Raw genomic sequence first — 19,370 nt, 5'->3', positions numbered from 1 at the left:
CAGATTACAACAGCCTGAATTCAGCCATGATGGGCCATCAACTCGCTCTCAAAGCACCCGAAGTCGGCGATCTCGATCGTTCTGGCCGCTAAGACGCCCGCGGCATCGAACAAGCGTGTAACTTGCCGGGTCTAGAGGGGGCCGGGGGGCCTGCCGGTGCTATGGGGGGTTGGTCGATGGGCGTGCGGCTCATGGTGATCGATGACCACCGACTGCTCGCCGAGGCGCTCGCCTCGGCCCTGAAACTGCGCGGGCACCGGGTGCTCGCCGCAGCCGCGCCGACCTCCGGTGCGGCCGAACTCGTCGTCAGCAGAGCCCCGGAGGTCTGTCTGTTCGGCACGGCCGCGCCCGCCGAACCGGGCACCTTCGACCCGATCGTCCGGATCAGACGCGAGCGCCCGCAGATCGCCGTGGTGGTCCTCGGCCCGGTGCCCAGCCCGCGCGGCATCGCGGCCGCCTTCGCGGCAGGCGCCGCCGGGTACGTCCGGCACGACGAGCGCATCGAGGGCGTGGAGCGGGCGATGGCCAAGGCGCGGGCCGGTGAGGCGGCGATCGCGCCGCAACTGCTCCAGGGCGCCTTCGCCGAACTGCTCAACCCGGCGGCGCAGCCGGACGACGAGGGCCGGCGGCTGCTGCAGATGCTCACGCCGCGCGAGGTCGAGGTTCTGGTCCGGGTCGCCGAGGGCGAGGACACCCGGCTGATCGCGGCGGGCATGCGGATCGCGCCGAGCACGGCCCGCACCCATGTGCAGCGGGTGCTGATGAAGCTGGGCGTCGGCTCCCGGCTGGAGGCGGCGGCGCTCGCCGCCCGTACCGGCCTGCTGGACCGGGCGGCACCGGTGACGCGGCAGGGGCCGGACACCGTCGGCTGACGGTGTCCGGCCCCTGCCGGTGATGACGGCGCCTCAGTTGCCGGGCGCGTCGGTGGTGTCCGGGGCGACGGCCGGCGGCTGGGCCGGGCGCAGCTTCAGCCAGACCAGGAAGAACAGCCCCAGGGCCAGCATGGCGAGGCCGGTCCACAGGTTGATGTGGACGCCCTCGGCCTTCTTCAGGTCGGCGTCGGACGGGTTGATCCCGGCGATGGTGACGATGACTCCGTAGACCACGAAGAGACCGCCGATGATCGTCCGGATGTCGAACAGCCGGGCGGCCGTGGCGGACTTCCGCTCCAGGTCGGCGACTTCCTTGTGCAGGTCGGACATGGTGAGTTACTCCGCTCAGAACGAGTAGGGGACGTAGCACAGGGCGGCGAGCACGATCGCGCCCCAGCCCAGCAGCGCGGGCCTGCGGTACCAGGCGCTGTCGCCCTCCTCGGGCACCTCGGGCGCTTCCGGCGACTCGGTTCCGTAGACCAGACCGGCCAGTTCGGCCTCCGGCTTGGGAGCCGTGAACAGCGTGACGACGACCATGACCACCGCACCGGCGACGAAGCCGACGATCGCGGAGACGAAGTTGGCGCCCTGGTCGGTGGGGATGTCGATGACACCCTGCTTGTAGATCACGAAGTAGTTCACCATCGCGGCGGTGGTGCCCGCCAGCAGGCCCCAGACGCCCGACTTCATCGAGGCGCGCTTCCAGAACATGCCGATGATGAAGACCACGAACAGCGGGACGTTGAAGAAGGAGAACAGCGTCTGGAGGTAGCTCATGATGTTGGAGAAGCTGGAGGCGATGAACGCCGTTCCGATGGAGGCCAGCACCCCGAGCACCGTGATCTTGCGGCCGAAGCTCAGGTAGTACGCGTCCGGCTGGTCCTTCTTCACGTACCGCGCCCAGATGTCCGTGGTGAACACCGTGTTGAACGAGGAGACGTTGGCCGCCATGCCGGCCATGAACGCGGCCAGCAGACCGGTCACGGCGATGCCGAGCACACCGTTGGGCAGCAGCTCCCGCATCAGCAGCGGGATGGCGTCGTTGTACGTCGTGTCCGAGCCCGCGGTGCCGATGTTGGGCACGACCACGGCGGCCACCAGGCCCGGGATCATCACGAGGAAGACGATGAACATCTTCGGGAACGCGGCGATCAGCGGGGTGCGCTGGGCGGCCGAGAGGTTCTTCGCGGACAGGGCGCGCTGTACCTCGGCGAAGTTGGTCGTCCAGTAGCCGAAGGAGAGCACGAAGCCCAGGCCGAGGATGATCGTCAGCCAGTTGGCGCCGAGCGGGTTGGCGTCACCGATGCCGGTGCCGCCCCAGGCGGTCATGAAGTTCGCCCCGTGGCTGGACTCCAGCGAGTCGCTCAGCCCGTCCCAGCCGCCGACGCGCTTGAGGCCCAGGATGGTCAGCGGGATCAGCGCGGCGAGGATGACGAAGAACTGCAGCACCTCGTTGTAGATCGCGGAGGAGAGGCCGCCGATGGTGATGTAGATCAGGACGAAGAGGCCCGCGACGACGATCGCGACCCACTGCGGCCAGCCGAGCAGCGCCTCGACGACGATCGACAGGGCGTACAGGTTGACGCCCGCGATCAGCACCGCCGAGAACGCGAAGAGTATGGAACTGAGCAGATGCGCCGACTTGTCGAAGCGGTGCAGCAGGAACTCCGGTACGGAGCGCACCTTCGAGCGGTAGTAGAAGGGCATCATCACGAGGCCCAGGAAGACCATCGCCGGGATGGCGCCGATCCAGTACCAGTGGACGACCGCGACGCCGTACTGCGCGCCGGTCGCCGCCATGCCGAGGATCTCGGTGGCGCCGAGATTCGCCGCCACGAAGGCCAGCCCGGTCACCCATGCGGGCAGTGACCGGCCGGACAGGAAGAAGTCGAGGCTCGTCTTCACGCTCGCCCGGGCGGCGAAGCCGATGCCGAGAACGACGACGAAGTAGATCGCCAGGATCGTGTAGTCGAGCCCGTTCGTGGGGAGCCGGAGCCCTGCAGCCAGATTTTGCATGTGGGGGTACTCGCTTCGTTGCGCGAACTGAACCCGAAGGAAACTACGCTCTTGTGTTCAAAAACTGAACAGTTCCAATGAGGTTCTTTGTTGGATTGTGATCGTATTGCCGAAAACGGCCGCCTCAACCCTGCTCGGCCCTGCGAGATTCCCGTCACGTCGGGGGCTCCGACTCATTGACGAGTCTGTTGATTTGTGGTTCATTGTGTGCGGTTCTGTTTGGGAGGAGTCTGGTGAAGAAGACGGTTACGACGCTCGCCGACGGCCGGGAGCTGATCTACTACGACAGCCGCGACGACATCGTCCGCGAGGCCGTCGACCGGCGGCCGCTCGACCCCGTCTCGACCTCCTCCGAGGTCCGCCGTGACCCGCTCCTCGGCGACAGCGTCGCCATCGCCTCGCACCGCCAGGGCCGCATCTACCACCCGCCGGCCGACGAGTGCCCGCTCTGCCCCTCGGTGGACGGCCGGCAGAGCGAGCTCCCGGAGCCGGACTACGACGTCGCCGTCTTCGAGAACCGCTTCCCCTCCCTGGCCGGTGACTCGGGCCGCTGCGAGGTCGTCTGCTTCACCTCCGACCACGACGCCTCCTTCGCCGACCTCACCGAGGAGCAGGCCGCCCTCGTCCTGGAGGCGTGGACCGACCGCACCGCCGAGCTCGCCGAGCTCCCGCAGGTCCGGCAGGTGTTCTGCTTCGAGAACCGGGGCGCCGAGATCGGCGTCACGCTCGGGCACCCGCACGGGCAGATCTACGGTTACCCCTTCGTCACCCCCCGCACCGAGCTGATGCTGCGCTCCGCGGCGGCCCACCGCGCGGAGACCGGCGGCAACCTCTTCGACGACGTGGTGGCCCGCGAGGAGGCCGACGGCTCGCGGATCGTCCTCGCCGCCGAGCACTGGATCGCCTTCGTGCCGTACGCGGCGCACTGGCCCTACGAGGTCCATCTCCACCCGCGCCGCCGCGTCCCCGACCTGCGGGACCTCGACGAGGCCGCACGGCGTGAGTTCCCACAGGTCTATCTGGAACTCTTGAGGCGATTCGACCGGATCTTCGGCCCCGGCGAGCCACCGACCCCGTACATCTCCGCCTGGCACCAGGCACCGTTCGGGGTCGAGGGACGGGATGACTTCGGGCTCCATCTGGAGCTTTTCACCATTCGACGTACCTCCGGCAAGCTGAAGTTCCTCGCGGGTTCCGAATCCGGCATGAGCGTGTTCATCAACGACGTGCCGCCGGAGACCGCGGCCCAGCGACTGCGAGAGGTAGCGAGCGAGTGAGCAAGTCCCCGAAGAAGTACCTGGTGACCGGCGGCGCGGGATACGTGGGCAGCGTCGTCGCCCAGCACCTGCTGGAGGCCGGGCACGCCGTCACCGTCCTCGACGACCTCTCCACCGGCTTCCGCGCGGGCGTCCCGGCCGGCGCCGAGTTCATCGAGGGCCGTATCCAGGACGCCGCCAAATGGCTGGACCCCTCCTACGACGGAGTGCTGCACTTCGCCGCGTACTCCCAGGTCGGCGAGTCCGTCACCGACCCCGAGAAGTACTGGGTCAACAACGTCGGCGGCTCCACCGCCCTGCTCGCCGCGATGCGCGACGCCGGGGTGCGCACCCTGGTCTTCTCCTCCACCGCCGCCACCTACGGCGAACCGGTCTCCAGCCCCATCACCGAGACCGACCCCACCGCCCCGACCAGCCCGTACGGCGCCACCAAGCTGGCCGTCGACCACATGATCACCGGCGAGGCGGCCGCGCACGGACTCGCCGCCGTCTCGCTGCGCTACTTCAACGTGGCGGGCGCCCACGGCAGCTGCGGCGAGCGGCACACCCCCGAGTCCCACCTCATCCCGCTGGTCCTCCAGGTCGCCCTCGGGCAGCGGGAGTCGATCTCGGTCTACGGCGACGACTACCCCACCCCCGACGGCACCTGCGTCCGCGACTACATCCACGTCGCCGACCTCGCCGAGGCCCACCTGCTGGCCCTCGACGCCGCCACCGCGGGCGAGCACCTGATCTGCAACCTCGGCAACGGCAACGGCTTCTCGGTCCGCGAGGTCATCGAGACGGTCCGCGAGGTCACCGGCCACCCGGTCCCCGAGACCGCGGCCCCGCGCCGCGCCGGCGACCCGGCCGTCCTCGTCGCCTCCGCCACCACCGCCAGGGAGCGCCTCGGCTGGCAGCCGTCCCGCGCCGACCTGGCCGGAATCGTCTCCGACGCCTGGACGTTCGCCCGCCGAGAGGAGCCCACCGCACCATGACCGACCACGCTGAGCTGACCGCCTCCTTCACCGAGCTCTACGGGACCGCACCCGAGGGGGTCTGGGCCGCCCCCGGCCGGGTCAACCTGATCGGCGAGTACACCGACTTCAACGACGGCTTCGTGATGCCGCTCGCGCTGCCGCACGTCGCACGGGCCGCCGTCTCCCGCCGCACCGACGGCGTGCTGCGGCTGCACTCCACCGACGTTCCGGGCGGTGTCGTCCAGCTCCGCGTCGACGAACTGGCCCCGCACTCCGGCCACGGCTGGGCCGCCTACCCGGCCGGGGTCGTCTGGGCGCTGCGCGAGGCGGGCCACCAGGTCACCGGCGCCGACATCCAGCTGACCTCCACCGTTCCCACCGGCGCCGGGCTCTCCTCGTCCGCCGCCCTCGAAGTGGTGACCGGGCTCGCGCTGAACGACCTGTTCGGGTTCGGTCTCGGCCTCGCCGAGCTGGCGGTCCTCGCCCAGCGCGCCGAGAACGCGTTCGTCGGCGTCCCCTGCGGCGTCATGGACCAGATGGCATCGGCCTGCTGCACCGACGGCCACGCCCTGCACCTGGACACCCGCGACCTCACCCAGCGCCAGGTCCCCTTCGACCTGGCCGCCCGCGGTCTGCGGCTCCTGGTCGTCGACACCCGCGTCAAGCACGCGCTGGGCGACGGCGCGTACGCGGAGCGGCGCGCGGGCTGCGAGGAGGGGGCGCGCCTCCTCGGCATAGGCACCCTGCGCGAGATCCCGTACGCCGGACTTGGCGCCGCGCTCGACACGCTGGCCGAGGCCGGCGCGGACGAGTCCGTGGTGCGCTACGTACGCCATGTGGTCGGCGACAACCAGCGCGTCGAGCAGGTCATCGCGCTGCTCGACTCCGGCGACGTGCGCGCGGCCGGCCCGGTCCTCAACGCCGGCCATGTCTCGCTCCGGGACGATCTGCGGGTCTCCTGCGCGGAGTTGGACCTGGTGGTCGAGGCGGCGAACGCGGCCGGTGCGCTCGGTGCCCGGATGACCGGCGGCGGCTTCGGCGGTTCGGCGATCGTGCTGGTGGAGGAGACGCAGGCGGACACGGTCACCAAGGCCGTGCAGGAGGCGTTCGCCTCGGCGGGTCACGCGGCGCCGGGCGTCTTCCCGGCCGTGCCGTCGGCGGGAGCCCGCCGGCTCGTCTGAGCCGGCCGGGAGCCGGTCAGCCGAGCTCCTTGGTGAACGTGAACTCGGTGACGCCGGGCGGGTAGTCCTCGACCCGCCCCCGCTCCTCGTAACCCTGCTTCCGGTAGAAGTCCGGGGCCTGGAAGTCCCAGGTCTCCACCCGGGAGCGGGTGCAGGACCGGTCCCTCCCGGCCACCCGTTCCGCCTCGGCGAGCAGCCGCGAGCCGAGGCCGTGGCCGCGGTGGCGGGCGTCGACCCAGAGCACGTCCACATGGAGCCAGTACGCCCAGGTGCGTCCGCTCAGCCCGGCGGCGAGGTTCCCCTCCGCGTCCAGCGCCCATACCTCCAGCGGGACTTCGTGTGCGGCGGGGGTGTCGCGCAGGGCGCGGATCCGCGCCGAGCGCGCCGTGTTGTCGTCACGCAGCCGCCTGTTCAGCAGCTGACGTCGTTCTTTGTCCACTTCTGTCTCAAGACGGAACATGAACAACACCCTAGGACCGGACTGGCGGTCAGTTCTGCCAATCGGCTTCCGCTCCCGGCCGCCGCCCGTACGCTGATGCACAGCACCGGTGGGGGCCGGTGCTGATTCAGGGGTACGAGACAGCCGGGTGCGACGCCCGGCCGGGGTGGCAGTCGGTGCACGGCGGCGGCCGTGGGACTGCGGTTCAACTCCCCGTTCCGGGCGTCGTACCCGCGCCGGTCCGTCCCTGACGGGGGTTGCACGCTTCGGGCGCCCCAGAACGCACAGCATGGGGGTGCCTGTGGTCCGTATCCGGGTTCTCGTGGTCGACGACCACCGTATCTTCGCCGAGTCGCTCGCCGCGGCGCTCGCCGCCGAACCGGATGTCGACGTGGCGGCGGCGGGCAGCGGCCCGGCCGCCCTGCGCTGTCTGGAACGCGCGGCGGCCGAGGGGCGCGGCTACGACGTGATGCTCGTCGACGCCGAACTGGGCATCCTGGGCCCGCACGGCCGCCAGGCCGCGGGCCCGGTGCCGGTGCCCGCCCCGAACACCGGGGAGAACGGCCTGGTCGACGGCATCTCCCTGGTGGCCGGGGTCCGTTCGGGCCAGCCGTCGGTGCGCACGGTGGTGCTCGCCGAGAAGGACGACCCGCGCCGGGCCGCGCTCGCGCTCCAGGCGGGCGCCTGCGGCTGGGTCGCCAAGGACAGCTCGCTGCAACGGCTGCTCGCGGTGATCCGCGGGGTGCTGCGCGACGAGACGCACCTGCCGGCCGCGCTGCTCACCGGTGTGCTGCGGGAGCTGATGGCGGACCGCAAGCACCGCACCGAGAGCGAGGAACTCGTCGAGTCCCTGACCCCGCGCGAGCGCGAGGTGCTGCGCTGCATGGTGGCGGGCCTGGGCCGCAAGGCGGTCGCGGAGCGGCTCTTCCTCTCCCCGCACACGGTGCGTACGCACATGCAGAACGTGCTGGGGAAGCTGGGCGTGCACTCGACGCTGGCCGCCGTCGCGCTGGCGAGGCGGGCGGGCGTCGGCCCGGTCGACCTGGAGGTACCGGCGCTAGCCGGGGATGTTGTCGAACGGGGCGGTCAGCTGGCGTAGCAGACCGGCCAGTTCGCCCCGCTGCTGACGGGAGAGTTCGCCCAGGATGGCGCGCTCCTGGGCGAGCAGGCCGGCCAGCGACTGGTCGGCCTTGTCGCGGCCCTCGGCGGTGAGCCGGACCAGCACGCCGCGGCGGTCGCTGGGGTCGGGGAGCCGCTCGACGAGGTTCTTCTTGGTCAGCCGGTCGATGCGGTTGGTCATGGTGCCCGAGGTGACCAGCGTCTGGGTGAGGAGCTGGCCGGGGGAGAGCTGGTACGGGTCGCCGGCGCGGCGCAGCGACGTGAGGACGTCGAACTCCCACGGCTCCAGATGGTGCTCGGCGAAGGCGATCCGGCGGGCCCGGTCGAGGTGACGGGCCAGGCGGGAGACGCGGCTGAGGACCTCGAGTGGTTCCACGTCGAGGTCGGGGCGCTCGCGGCGCCATGCAGCGACCAGTCGGTCGACCTCGTCCTCCATGTGGATCAGTGTAGAGGGTCTGTCGACATGAAGTCTCTTGAATTCAAGTGTCTTGACATCAAGATACTTCTGGGTTGATCCTGGAGCACATGACCGCACCCACCTGGGATCCGCAGCAGTACCTGCGCCATGCGGACCATCGCACCCGCCCCTTCCACGACCTGCTGGCCCGCGTCCCCGATCCGCCGGGCGACCCCGCCCCCCGGATCGCCGACCTGGGCTGCGGCGCGGGCAACGTGACCGCCCTGCTCGCCGCACGCTGGCCCACGGCCCGTATCACCGGCTACGACAACTCCCCGCAGATGCTGGAGCGGGCCCGCGCCCACGCCACCGCCCTGCTGGACTTCGCCGAGGCCGACGCCGCGACCTGGACCCCCGGGCAGCCGCACGACCTGATCATCTCCAACGCCCTGTTCCAGTGGGTCCCCGGCCACGCCGACCGCTTCCCCGACTGGCTGGACGCGCTCACCCCCGGCGGCACCTTCGCCCTCCAGGTCCCGGACAACTTCGACCAGCCCAGCCACGCCCTGATGCGCGAACTCGCCGAGTCCCCGCGCTGGCGCCCCCGCCTGGGCGGCCTGCTGCGCCACGCGGACGCGGTGCTGAGCCCCGCCGGCTACCTGGACCGCCTCACCGGCCCCGGCCGCACGGCCGACGTCTGGGAGACCACCTACCTCCACCTCCTGCCCGGCGAGGACGCCGTCCTGGACTGGGTGAAGGGCACCGGACTGCGCCCGGTCCTCACCGCCCTCGCCGACGACGAGGAGGCCCGGAACGCCTTCCTCGCCGACTACCGCGACCTGCTGCGCACCGCCTACCCCGCGGCCCCGCAAGGCACGGTCTTCCCGTTCCGCCGTATCTTCGCCGTCACCCACCGGGAGAAGTGATGATCGCTACCGTCGACCACGTCCAGCTGGCCGCCCCCGAGGGCTCGGAGGAGGCGCTGCGCGCGTACTACGTCCACATCCTCGGCATGACGGAGATCGCCAAGCCCCCGGTCCTGGCCGCCCGCGGCGGCTGCTGGTTCCAGGCCGGCCCGGTCCAGCTCCACCTGGGCATCGAGGCGGACTTCCGCCCGGCCCGCAAGGCCCACCCCGGCCTGCGCGTCACCGGCATCGAGGCGTACGCGGCCCGGCTGACGGAACGCGGCGCCGAGGTCCGCTGGGACGCGGACCTGCCGGGCCACCGCCGCTTCTTCAGCCACGACCCGGTGGGCAACCGGCTGGAGTTCCTGGAACCGGACGGGGCCCCGTCCCCGGAAGACCGGTGACGGGGCCCCGCCGGGCGCGTGCCGTGGCTCAGTTCAGGATGCCGTACGTGTTCCAGCCGCCGCCGAGCCGGACCGGGACGGCGAACTGACCGGAGCCGTTCGAGACGTACAGGTAGAGGCTGCCGTTGCGGTCGACGCCGACCAGGTCGGCCTTGCCGTCCCCGGTGAGGTCACCGGGCGCGGCCAGCTTCTGGTACGTGTTCCAGCCCCGGCCCACGGTGAACGGGGACTGGAACGGCCGGTACTTGTCGCCCGTGCCCCGGTACATCCTGAGCGCCCCGTCGGACGTGCGGGCCAGCAGGTCGGTGAGGCCGTCGCCGGTGAAGTCACCGGCGCCGGCGATCACGTTGTACGCGTTCCAGCCGCCGCCGATCCGGATCCGGGCGGCGAAGCCGCTGCCCGTGCCGTTGCCGGGGTGGAGGTACAGCGTGCCGCCCGTGTCGCGGGTCAGCAGGTCGCCCTTGCCGTCGCCGGTGAGGTCGCCGGGGCCGACCGTGAGGTTGTAGCTGCCCCAGCCGCTGCTGACGCGGGGCGGGGTGCCCGGTGCGTAGCTGTAGTTGTAGAGCCCGCCGCCGGACACCTCCATCAGGTCGACGAGGGCGTTCTCGTTCAGCGAGGAGGCGTAGAAGGGCTTGGCGCCCTTCCATCCGCCGGCATCGCTCAGCTGGTCGCGCGCGCCCAGCTTGCCGTTGTTCAGCGACCAGTAGGCCCAGAGCGTGCCCTTGGTGTCGAGTCCGAGCAGGTCGTTCTTCCCGAAGTCCGGGCTGCCGCCCGCACCGGCGAGGAGCGAGGCCGTGTTGAGGCCGGTGCCGCCCGCGACGCGGCCCGCGAGCTCGCCGCTGTCGCCGGTGGAGAGGTAGACGAAGACGTCGCCGTTCAGTGCGCGGGCGAGCAGGTCGCCGCGGCCGTCGCCGTCCAGGTCGTCGGCGCCGATCACCTGGTTGTAGATCTTCCAGCCGTGACCGACCCGGGTGGCGGCCTCGAACGGGCCCTTGGCCGAGCCGGTGCCCGGGTAGAAGTACAGGTCGCCGGAGACGGTGCGCCCGTAGAGGTCGGCGATGCCGTCCCCGGTGACGTCGTTCGCCCCGATGAGCTGGTCGTAGGTGCCCCAGCCCTTGCCGACCAGGACCCGGGCGCCGAAGGGCGCCGTGGACGTGTTGCCGGTGGCCGGGTACAGGTACAGCTCGCCCGCGGGCGTGCGGGCCAGCAGGTCGGCGCGCCCGTCGCCGGTGAGGTCACCGGGCGAGAGGACCTTGTTGTAGATCTGCCAGCCCTTGCCGGTCCAGCCGGCGTTGCCGGTGCCGGCGCCCGACATGCCCGCGCGGAAGGTGAGCGAGCCGTACGGCGACAGCGTCAGGAGGTCGGCGAACCCGTCCCCCGTCTGGTCGCCGACGGGAATGATGTCCTTGAACGCCGAGGGGACGTTGCCGGGGATCTCGAAGCCGTACTCCTTGTCCGAGCTGCTCGGCAAGGTGCGGAGGTCGGACGCGTAGTTCCGGTAGACGAGGTCGGAGTAGCCGTCGTCGTCGAAGTCCGCACGGGGCTTCGCGGCCGGTGCGGCGGCAGCCTGCCGTTGTGCGGTGTGCTCCGGAAGGTTCAGAGCCGGCCGCAGGTCCGCCGAGGACGTCTGCCGCTCGGCCACGGTGTGGTGCGGTGCGGTGTCATCGGCCGAGGCCGGGGCGGCCAGCAGCATGCCGGCCGAGAGAACGAGTGCCGTGCAGGCCGCGATGCGGCGCGCACGCGTGGAGCGCACGGAAGTCATAGCCCCCCAGGGGTACGTGATGAAGACGGGAGGCCCCGCCACGCAACCAGGTACGTGGCGGGGCCTCCCGGCCAGGTCATGGCTCAGTACAGGTTGGCGTACGTGCCCCAGCCGCCGCCGATCCTCGCGCGGGCGCCGAACTTGCCGGTGCCGGTCGAGGTGTAGCGGTAGAGGTCGCCCTTGCCGTCGACGCCCACGAGGTCGGCCTTGCCGTCCCCGTTGATGTCGCCGGGCGCGGCCAGCTTCTTGTACGTGTTCCAGCCCCCGCCGATGCTGACGCGGGACTTGAACGGCTTCGACGCGACGCCCGTGCCCGGGTAGAGGTAGAGCGTGCCGCCGGAGGTGCGGGCGAGCAGGTCGGTGAGACCGTCGCCGTTGTAGTCACCGGCACCGACGAGCTTGTTGTACGCGCTCCAGCCGCTGCCCACCTTGATGCGGGAGGCGAAGGCGCTGCCCGTGCCGTTGCCCCGGTACAGGTAGAGGTTGCCGGACTTGTCGCGGGCCAGCAGGTCGCCCTTGCCGTCGCCGCTCAGGTCACCGGGGCCGACGAGGCTGTTGTAGACGCCCCAGCCGTTGCCGATGGGGGAGCCGCCGATGTACAGCGTGCCGGCGTACAGCTCCATCAGCTCGGCGCGGCCGTCCTTGTCGAGGGACGACGGGAACGTGATGTTGGCCCCGCCCCAGTCCTTGGCGACGAACTGCCGGTCGGCGAACAGACCGTTGTTCTTCGGGTAGTACCAGTACAGGCTGCCCTTGGTGTCGAGACCGAGGAGCTCGTTCTTGCCGAAGTCCGGGTTTCCGCCCGCCCCGATGAACAGCGACGCCACGTTCCAGCCGGTGCCGCCGCCGGAACGGGTGAAGAAGCTGCCCGCCCCGGTGGACTCGTAGTAGTACATCGCGCCGGCCGTCGTCCGGGCGATGAGGTCGCCGAGGCCGTCGCCGTTGGCGTCGTCGACGCCGATGATCTGGTTGTAGCCGTTCCAGCCGTTGCCGACCTTCACGCGCCCCGCGAACGGCTTGGCCGTGCTGCCGGTGCCGGCGTAGAAGTAGAGCTCACCGGCGGGCGTGCGGGTGAAGAGGTCCGCGATGCCGTCGCCGGTCACGTCGTTCGCGCCGACCAGCTGGTCATAGGCGCCCCAGCCGCTGCCGACCTTGATCCGGGACTTGAACGGGTTGCTGTCGACCGCCCCGTTGGTGACGTACAGGTACAGCTCGCCCGAAGGCGTACGGGCCAGCAGGTCGCCGCGGCCGTCGCCGTTCAGGTCGCCGGGGCCGACCAGCTTGTTGTAGATCTGCCAGCCCTTGCCGGACCAGGTGGCGTATCCGGTGCTGCTGTCGCCCCAGCTCTGGAAGAGCGAGAGCGTGCCGGTGGCGGACAGCGCCAGGAACTCGGGGCCGCCGCCGCCGTCCAGGTCGCCGGGGGCGACGAGGTCCTTGTACTGCTCCTCGTAGTCGCCGTTGATCGTGTACTCGTGCGAGGCCGCGCCGGTCGACGGCTCGACGTACACACTGCCGTCGATCGCGCGGTACATGGTGTCGCTGTAACCGTCGCCGTCCACGTCGAGACGCGGCTTGGCGGGCACCACCGCGGCCGCCGCGCCGGCGACACCCTTGGCGGCCGGCTTGTGCGCCGGGTGCTCAGGGAGCGTGAGGGACGGAAGCGAGCCGAGAGCCGGTGCGGACTGCTCGGCCGCGGTGCGGTGCGGTGCGGTGTCATCGGCCGAGGCCGGAGCGGCCAGCAGCATGCCGGCCGAGAGGACGAGGGCGGTGCAGGCCGCGATCCGCCCCGCGCGCTTCGAGCGCGCGGGCAGGGCACGACGGCCGGGTTCCACAGAAGACAAAGCCCCCCCAGGGGTAAGTGGTGGAACCGGGAGAAACGCCTTCACAGGTGCATTACATGCAGGGTGAAGCATTCCCGGGATGGTCACAGACTCTACAACTGTGACCAGCGGGACTGAAGTGCTTTATGGATGAACGATGTCTCGGATCGGACACACGTCGGACATGCGCCGGGCCGCAATCCGGACACTTCCCCTCAGCTCTTGCGATGCCCTATCAGCCGCGGCTTCGACTCCAGGTTCTCCAGGCCGTGCCAGGCCAGATTCACCAGATGGGCCGCGACCTCCGCCTTCTTCGGCTTGCGGGCGTTCACCCACCACTGGCCCGTCAGAGCCACCATGCCCACCAGCGCCTGCGCGTACAGCGGCGCCAGCTTCGCGTCGAAGCCCCGGGCCTTGAACTCCAGACCCAGGATGTCCTCCACCTGCGTGGCGATGTCACTGATCAGCGAGGCGAACGTGCCCGTCGACTGGGCGACCGGCGAGTCACGGACCAGGATGCGGAAACCGTCCGTATACGTCTCGATGTAGTCCAGCAGCGCGAACGCCGCCTGCTCCAGCAGCTCACGCGGATGGCCGGCGGTCAGCGCGGTGTTCACCATCTCCAGGAGCTGACGCATCTCCCGGTCCACCACCACCGCGTACAGCCCCTCCTTGCCGCCGAAGTGCTCGTACACCACCGGCTTGGAGACCCCGGCACGCGCCGCGATCTCCTCCACGGACGTGCCCTCGAACCCCTTGTCGGCGAAGAGCGTGCGACCGATGTCCAGCAGCTGCTCGCGGCGTTCCTTCCCGGTCATCCGCACCCGGCGGGTCCGCCGGGCAGAGGGTGCACGGGTGTTCTCGCTGCTTGTGCTTCCATCGGTCGCCACGTCGTCAATCATGCCGCGTCGGCCCGCGCGGGGTGGCGCCGGGACTCGATACGCGCGGAGTCGGGCCAGCGCACATCGGTCGCCCAGCCCAGCTTCTCGAACCACCGGATCAGTCGCGCACTCGAATCGATCTGACCCCGCATCACGCCGTGCCGCGCACTCGTCGGGTCGGCGTGGTGCAGGTTGTGCCAGGACTCACCGCACGACAGGACCGCCAGCCACCACACGTTGCCCGACTTGTCGCGGGACCTGAACGGGCGCTTGCCGACCGCGTGACAGATCGAGTTGATCGACCAGGTCACATGGTGCAGCAGGGCCACCCGCACCAGCGAGCCCCAGAAGAACGCGGTCGCCGCACCCCACCAGGACATCGTGACCAGACCGCCCACCAGCGGCGGAATGGCCAGCGAGACGATCGTGAAGGAGAGGAAGTGGCGGGAGATCCAGCGGATCGCCGGGTCCCGGATCAGATCGGGGGCGTACTTCTGCTGCGGCGTCCTCTCCTCGTCGAACATCCAGGCGATGTGCGCCCACCAGAGGCCCTTCATCAGGGCCGGCAGCGTCTCGCCGAAACGCCACGGCGAATGCGGGTCGCCCTCGGCGTCCGAGAAACGGTGATGCTTGCGGTGATCGGCGACCCAGCGGACCACCGGGCCCTCCACGGCCAGCGAACCCGCCACGGCCAGGGCGATACGGAGCGGACGCTTCGCCTTGAACGAACCATGCGTGAAGTAGCGGTGGAAACCGATCGTGATGCCATGGCAGCCGATGAAGTACATCGCCACCAGCAGACCCACATCGAGCCAGCTCACACCGCGGCCCCAGGCCAGCGGCACCGCCGCGACCAGCGCCACGAACGGCACGACGATGAACAGCAGGAGCGCGATCTGCTCGATCGACCGCTTGTTGTCCCCGCCGAGCGTGGCGAGGGGAAGATCCTGACCGTCGGCCGCCTGTGCGGCCTCGATCACTTCGGGGCTGGACTTCATGGGGAGTCCCCTGTGGGTAGGAAAGCAGCGGACAGTCGGGGCTACGCACCCGTAACCTACGGCGTCGTAAGTATGGCAGCGCGAAGGCCCGCCACACGAGAGGACGGCGGAGCAGGCACGGACGGGCGCCATACGGGGTAGGGGGACACACGGCGCACCCATCACGTACCCCCATGAACAGCGGGTACCCGTCGGGGCGCGAACAGCACCGACAGCACGGACACCTATCCTGGAGAGGTCGGACAGCGCGGTCCGCACCCTGCCACCCGGGGGGTCGCGTCGGCACCGCAGCCGGCCGCGGGCCCCGGATCCCGTGCTCAACCACTGCAAGGAGCCGCACACTGTGAGCAGTGCCGACAAGACCCCTGCCGCCAGCCCCGAGCTGCGCGCCGACATCCGCCGCCTCGGTGACCTGCTGGGCGAGACCCTGGTACGCCAGGAAGGCCAGGAGCTCCTCGACCTCGTCGAGCGCGTCCGCGCCCTGACCCGCACCGACGGCGAGGCCGCCGCCGAACTCCTCGGCGACACGGACCTGGAGACCGCCGCACAGCTCGTGCGCGCCTTCTCCACCTACTTCCACCTCGCCAACGTCACCGAGCAGGTGCACCGCGCCCACGAGATGCGCGACCGGCGCGCCGCCGAGGGCGGGCTCCTCGCCCGCACCGCCGACCGCCTCAAGGACGCCGACCCCGAGCACCTGCGGGCCACCGTCAAGAACCTCAACGTACGGCCCGTCTTCACCGCGCACCCCACCGAAGCCGCGCGGCGCTCCGTACTCAACAAGCTCCGCCGCATCGCCGCACTCCTGGAGACCCCGGTCATCGAGGCCGACCGGCGCCGCCAGGACATCCGGCTCGCCGAGAACATCGACCTCATCTGGCAGACCGACGAGCTGCGCGTGGTCCGCCCGGAGCCCGCCGACGAGGCCCGCAACGCCATCTACTACCTCGACGAACTCCACGCCAACGCCGTGGGCGACGTCCTGGAGGACCTGGCCGCCGAGCTGGAGCGCGTCGGCGTCGAACTGCCCGCCGGCACCCGCCCGCTCACCTTCGGCACCTGGATCGGCGGCGACCGCGACGGCAACCCCAACGTGACGCCCGCCGTCACCTGGGAGGTGCTGATCCTCCAGCACGAGCACGGCATCACCGACGCCCTCGAACTCGTCGACCAGCTGCGCGGACTCCTCTCCAACTCCATCCGCTACACCGGAGCCACCGACGAGCTCCTCACCTCCCTCCAGACCGATCTGGAACAGCTCCCCGAGATCAGCCCCCGCTACAAGCGGCTGAACGCCGAGGAGCCCTACCGGCTCAAGGCCACCTGCATCCGGCAGAAGCTCGTCAACACCCGCGAGCGCCTCGCCTCCGGCACCCCGCACCGCCCCGGCTGCGACTACCTCGGCACCGCCGAGCTCATCGCCGACCTGGCCCTCATCCAGACCTCGCTGCGCAAGCACAAGGCCGGCATCGTCGCCGACGGCCGGATGGACCGCACCATCCGCACGCTGAACGCCTTCGGCCTCCAGCTCGCCACCATGGACGTCCGCGAACACGCCGACGCCCACCACCACGCCCTCGGCCAGCTCTTCGACCGCCTCGGCGAGGAGTCCTGGCGCTACGCCGACATGCCGCGCGACTACCGGCAGAAGCTCCTCGCCAAGGAGCTCCGCTCCCGCCGGCCGCTCGCCCCGACCCCGGCCCCGCTCGACGCCGCGGGCGAGAAGACCCTCGGCGTCTTCCACACCATCAGCCAGGCCTTCGAGCGCTTCGGCCCCGAAGTCATCGAGTCCTACATCATCTCGATGTGCCAGGGCGCCGACGACGTCTTCGCCGCCGCCGTCCTCGCCCGCGAGGCAGGCCTCCTCGACCTGCACGGCGGCTGGGCCAAGATCGGCATCGTCCCGCTCCTGGAGACCACCGACGAGCTCAAGGCCGCCGACGTCATCCTCGACGAGATGCTCGCCGACCCCTCCTACCGCCGCCTCGTATCGCTCCGCGGCGACGTCCAGGAGGTCATGCTCGGCTACTCCGACTCCTCCAAGTTCGGCGGCATCACCACCTCCCAGTGGGAGATCCACCGCGCCCAGCGCCGGCTCCGCGACGTCGCCCACCGCTACGGCGTGCGGCTGCGCCTCTTCCACGGCCGCGGCGGCACCGTCGGCCGCGGCGGCGGCCCCTCGCACGACGCGATCCTCGCGCAGCCCTGGGGCACCCTGGAGGGCGAGATCAAGGTGACCGAGCAGGGCGAGGTCATCTCCGACAAGTACCTCATCCCCGCGCTCGCCCGGGAGAACCTGGAACTGACCGTCGCGGCCACCCTCCAGGCCTCCGCGCTGCACACCGCGCCCCGCCAGTCGGACGAGGCCCTGGCCCGCTGGGACGCGGCCATGGACACCGTCTCCGACGCCGCGCACGCCGCGTACCGCAAGCTGGTCGAGGACCCCGACCTGCCGACGTACTTCCTCGCCTCCACCCCGGTGGACCAGCTCGCCGACCTGCACCTGGGCTCGCGGCCCTCCCGCCGCCCCGGCTCGGGCGTCTCGCTCGACGGACTGCGCGCCATCCCGTGGGTGTTCGGCTGGACCCAGTCCCGGCAGATCGTGCCCGGCTGGTTCGGCGTCGGCTCCGGCCTCAAGGCCCTGCGCGAAGCCGGTCTCGACACCGTCCTCGACGAGATGCACGAGCACTGGCACTTCTTCCGGAACTTCCTCTCCAACGTGGAGATGACCCTCGCCAAGACCGACCTGCGCATCGCCCGGCACTACGTCGACACCCTCGTCCCCGACGAGCTGAAGCACGTCTTCGACGTCATCGAGGCCGAGCACGCGCTGACCGTCAGCGAGGTCCTCCGGATCACCGGCAACAGCGAACTGCTCGGCACCAGCCCGGTGCTCCAGCAGACCTTCGCCATCCGCGACGCCTACCTGGACCCGATCTCCTACCTCCAGGTCTCGCTGCTGGCCCGCCAGCGCCAGGCGGCCGAGCGCGGCGAGGAAGCCGACCCGCTGCTCGCCCGGGCCCTGCTGCTCACCGTCAACGGTGTCGCGGCCGGACTGCGCAACACCGGCTGACCCACCCCGACGCGGGCGGGGTCCGGCTCACAGGGCGACGAAAGCCGCCACGAGCAGGACCCCACCCGCGATCCCGGTGAACCAGGCGGTCCGGGTCAGCCGCAGACCGCCGCCGATCACCAGCGCGGCCAGCAGCAGCGCCCCGCCCAACGGCACCCACGCATGCAGGAAACCCGGCGTCCCGGTCCGCACCACCTCGGCCGTCCCGGGCTTCACCACCACGGGAAACCGGTCACCCTTGCGGGCCGCCACGGACTTGTCGACCGACACCCGGGCCCGCGGCTGCGCATCCTCCGACGCCGCGAACGGCCCCGTGCAGACATCGTCGCCGCACCCCGTGACCGTCAGCGTGCCGTGCTCACGCCCCTTGGCCAGCACGATGTGCTGCGCCGAGTCCCACGAGGACAGCACACCCGCGACGAGCAGCAGCAGGACGACACAGCCCAGCGCCGCGCTGCGGCCGTACTGCAGGGCACGGTGGGAGGAGCTGCGGTTCATGGTGGCCGATCCTTGGCCAGGGCCCTGCGGTCGGTCAAGCCGTGGCCGAAAACAGCCCGGTTACCGACGCGTATGTCAGGAGTTGTACGCGCCCTGCGCGCGCTCCAGACCCTCCGCGAGCAGGCACTCCACCGAGTCCGCCGCCCGGTCCACCAGGAACGCCAGCTCCTTGCGCTCCGTGGACGAGAAGTCCTTCAGCACGAAGTCCGCGACCTGCATCCGGCCCGGCGGACGCCCGATCCCGAACCGGATCCGGTGATAGTCCGCACCCATCGACTTCGTCATCGACTTCAGCCCGTTGTGACCGTTGTCGCCACCGCCCAGCTTCAGCCGCAGCGTCCCGTAGTCGATGTCCAGCTCGTCGTGGACGGCCACGACATGATCCAGCGGCACCTTGTAGAAATCGCGCAGCCCCGCGACCGGACCGCCCGACAGGTTCATGTACGACATCGGCTTCGCCACCACCACCCGGCGGCTCGACGGACCGGGCGGACCGATCCGGCCCTCCAGCACCTGCGCCTGCGCCTTCGGCGCCCGCTTGAACTTCCCCCCGATCCGCTCCGCGAGCAGATCGGCGACCATGAAACCGACGTTGTGCCGGTTCGCCGCGTACTCGGGACCGGGATTGCCCAGGCCCACGATCAGCCAGGGGTCATTGGCGTCGGACATCGCGCTGGGTCTCCTCGGGTACGAGCGGGTGGCGGACAGCAGAACGGGGCGGCGGCCTCCGGTACGGAGATCCGCCACCCCGTCAGTCAAGCAGGTGGGA

Annotated in this window: 18 protein-coding genes; 8 read left to right on the top strand and 10 right to left on the bottom strand. The window is 70.7% G+C overall.

What is annotated here, in order from left to right; all coding sequences use genetic code 11:
* The first annotated feature begins 176 nt into the window (after positions 1 to 176).
* Complete coding sequence (locus OG408_RS16165) at positions 177 to 872, top strand: helix-turn-helix transcriptional regulator (protein WP_266779791.1); 696 nt, start codon at positions 177 to 179, stop codon at positions 870 to 872.
* A gap of 33 nt (positions 873 to 905) precedes the next feature.
* Here the strand turns inward: OG408_RS16165 and OG408_RS16160 are convergent, their stop codons facing one another.
* The gene (locus OG408_RS16160) at positions 906 to 1,202 is read right to left on the bottom strand and encodes a hypothetical protein (protein ID WP_266779790.1); all 297 of its coding nucleotides are present in this window, start codon (positions 1,200 to 1,202) and stop codon (positions 906 to 908) included.
* A gap of 15 nt (positions 1,203 to 1,217) precedes the next feature.
* A complete protein-coding gene (locus OG408_RS16155) occupies positions 1,218 to 2,888 on the bottom strand; it encodes a sodium:solute symporter family protein (protein WP_266779789.1) in 1,671 nt (556 codons plus the stop codon).
* Positions 2,889 to 3,121: 233 nt separating this feature from the next.
* Between OG408_RS16155 and galT the strand changes: the two genes are divergently transcribed.
* From galT to galK, 3 genes are read left to right on the top strand one after another with little or no spacing between them, the layout of a single operon-like run.
* The gene (galT, locus tag OG408_RS16150) at positions 3,122 to 4,165 is read left to right on the top strand and encodes a galactose-1-phosphate uridylyltransferase (RefSeq protein ID WP_326670480.1); all 1,044 of its coding nucleotides are present in this window, start codon (positions 3,122 to 3,124) and stop codon (positions 4,163 to 4,165) included.
* Positions 4,162 to 5,142 carry a UDP-glucose 4-epimerase GalE gene (gene galE / locus OG408_RS16145; RefSeq protein WP_285564967.1) on the top strand — a complete coding sequence of 327 codons (981 nt, stop codon included), beginning with the start codon at positions 4,162 to 4,164 and terminating at the stop codon, positions 5,140 to 5,142. The genes galT and galE overlap by 4 nt, the downstream gene beginning before the upstream one ends.
* Positions 5,139 to 6,305, top strand: a complete 1,167-nt coding sequence (gene galK, locus OG408_RS16140) for a galactokinase (protein ID WP_266779783.1) — start codon at positions 5,139 to 5,141, stop codon at positions 6,303 to 6,305. The genes galE and galK overlap by 4 nt, the downstream gene beginning before the upstream one ends.
* Positions 6,306 to 6,321: 16 nt before the next feature.
* On the opposite strand, the gene OG408_RS16135 is transcribed toward galK, so the two are convergent.
* Positions 6,322 to 6,765, bottom strand: coding sequence for a GNAT family N-acetyltransferase (locus tag OG408_RS16135; RefSeq protein ID WP_266779781.1), 444 nt, complete (start codon positions 6,763 to 6,765; stop codon positions 6,322 to 6,324).
* Between the two features lie 280 nt (positions 6,766 to 7,045).
* On the opposite strand from OG408_RS16135, the gene OG408_RS16130 reads away from it, so the two are divergent.
* Positions 7,046 to 7,843, top strand: a complete 798-nt coding sequence (locus tag OG408_RS16130) for a response regulator transcription factor (RefSeq protein WP_266786217.1) — start codon at positions 7,046 to 7,048, stop codon at positions 7,841 to 7,843.
* Here the strand turns inward: OG408_RS16130 and OG408_RS16125 are convergent.
* Positions 7,802 to 8,299 (bottom strand): MarR family winged helix-turn-helix transcriptional regulator, encoded by a 498-nt coding sequence (locus tag OG408_RS16125; protein ID WP_266779779.1) that lies wholly within the window; start codon positions 8,297 to 8,299, stop codon positions 7,802 to 7,804. The genes OG408_RS16130 and OG408_RS16125 overlap by 42 nt on opposite strands.
* 89 nt (positions 8,300 to 8,388) lie before the next feature.
* Between OG408_RS16125 and OG408_RS16120 the strand changes: the two genes are divergently transcribed.
* Complete coding sequence (locus tag OG408_RS16120; protein WP_326670477.1) at positions 8,389 to 9,186, top strand: trans-aconitate 2-methyltransferase; 798 nt, start codon at positions 8,389 to 8,391, stop codon at positions 9,184 to 9,186.
* On the top strand, positions 9,186 to 9,569 hold the full coding sequence (locus OG408_RS16115) for a VOC family protein (RefSeq protein WP_266779775.1): 384 nt from the start codon (positions 9,186 to 9,188) through the stop codon (positions 9,567 to 9,569). The genes OG408_RS16120 and OG408_RS16115 overlap by 1 nt, the downstream gene beginning before the upstream one ends.
* A gap of 28 nt (positions 9,570 to 9,597) precedes the next feature.
* On the opposite strand, the gene OG408_RS16110 is transcribed toward OG408_RS16115, so the two are convergent.
* The 4 genes from OG408_RS16110 to OG408_RS16095 form a co-directional block, all read right to left on the bottom strand.
* Positions 9,598 to 11,331, bottom strand: a complete 1,734-nt coding sequence (locus OG408_RS16110; RefSeq protein ID WP_326670474.1) for an FG-GAP repeat domain-containing protein — start codon at positions 11,329 to 11,331, stop codon at positions 9,598 to 9,600.
* Positions 11,332 to 11,414: 83 nt separating this feature from the next.
* Entirely contained in the window at positions 11,415 to 13,076 is a 1,662-nt protein-coding gene (locus OG408_RS16105; RefSeq protein WP_326674549.1) for a VCBS repeat-containing protein, read from the bottom strand.
* Positions 13,077 to 13,366: 290 nt separating this feature from the next.
* Positions 13,367 to 14,053, bottom strand: a complete 687-nt coding sequence (locus OG408_RS16100; protein WP_266779771.1) for a TetR/AcrR family transcriptional regulator — start codon at positions 14,051 to 14,053, stop codon at positions 13,367 to 13,369.
* Positions 14,050 to 15,030 carry an acyl-CoA desaturase gene (locus tag OG408_RS16095; protein WP_266779769.1) on the bottom strand — a complete coding sequence of 327 codons (981 nt, stop codon included), beginning with the start codon at positions 15,028 to 15,030 and terminating at the stop codon, positions 14,050 to 14,052. The genes OG408_RS16100 and OG408_RS16095 overlap by 4 nt, the downstream gene beginning before the upstream one ends.
* A 343-nt stretch (positions 15,031 to 15,373) precedes the next feature.
* Here OG408_RS16095 and ppc point away from each other — a divergent pair, with 343 nt between their 5' ends.
* Entirely contained in the window at positions 15,374 to 18,103 is a 2,730-nt protein-coding gene (gene ppc / locus OG408_RS16090) for a phosphoenolpyruvate carboxylase (RefSeq protein WP_326670471.1), read from the top strand.
* Positions 18,104 to 18,130: 27 nt separating this feature from the next.
* Here the strand turns inward: ppc and OG408_RS16085 are convergent, their stop codons facing one another.
* Positions 18,131 to 18,601 (bottom strand): hypothetical protein, encoded by a 471-nt coding sequence (locus OG408_RS16085; RefSeq protein WP_266779765.1) that lies wholly within the window; start codon positions 18,599 to 18,601, stop codon positions 18,131 to 18,133.
* Positions 18,602 to 18,676: 75 nt separating this feature from the next.
* On the bottom strand, positions 18,677 to 19,270 hold the full coding sequence (gene pth, locus OG408_RS16080; RefSeq protein ID WP_266779763.1) for an aminoacyl-tRNA hydrolase: 594 nt from the start codon (positions 19,268 to 19,270) through the stop codon (positions 18,677 to 18,679).
* Between the last annotated feature and the right edge of the window lie 100 nt (positions 19,271 to 19,370).

Source organism: Streptomyces sp. NBC_01257, assembly GCF_035917255.1.
Classification (GTDB): domain Bacteria; phylum Actinomycetota; class Actinomycetes; order Streptomycetales; family Streptomycetaceae; genus Streptomyces.
This window is presented reverse-complemented; position numbering and strand designations above follow the sequence as displayed.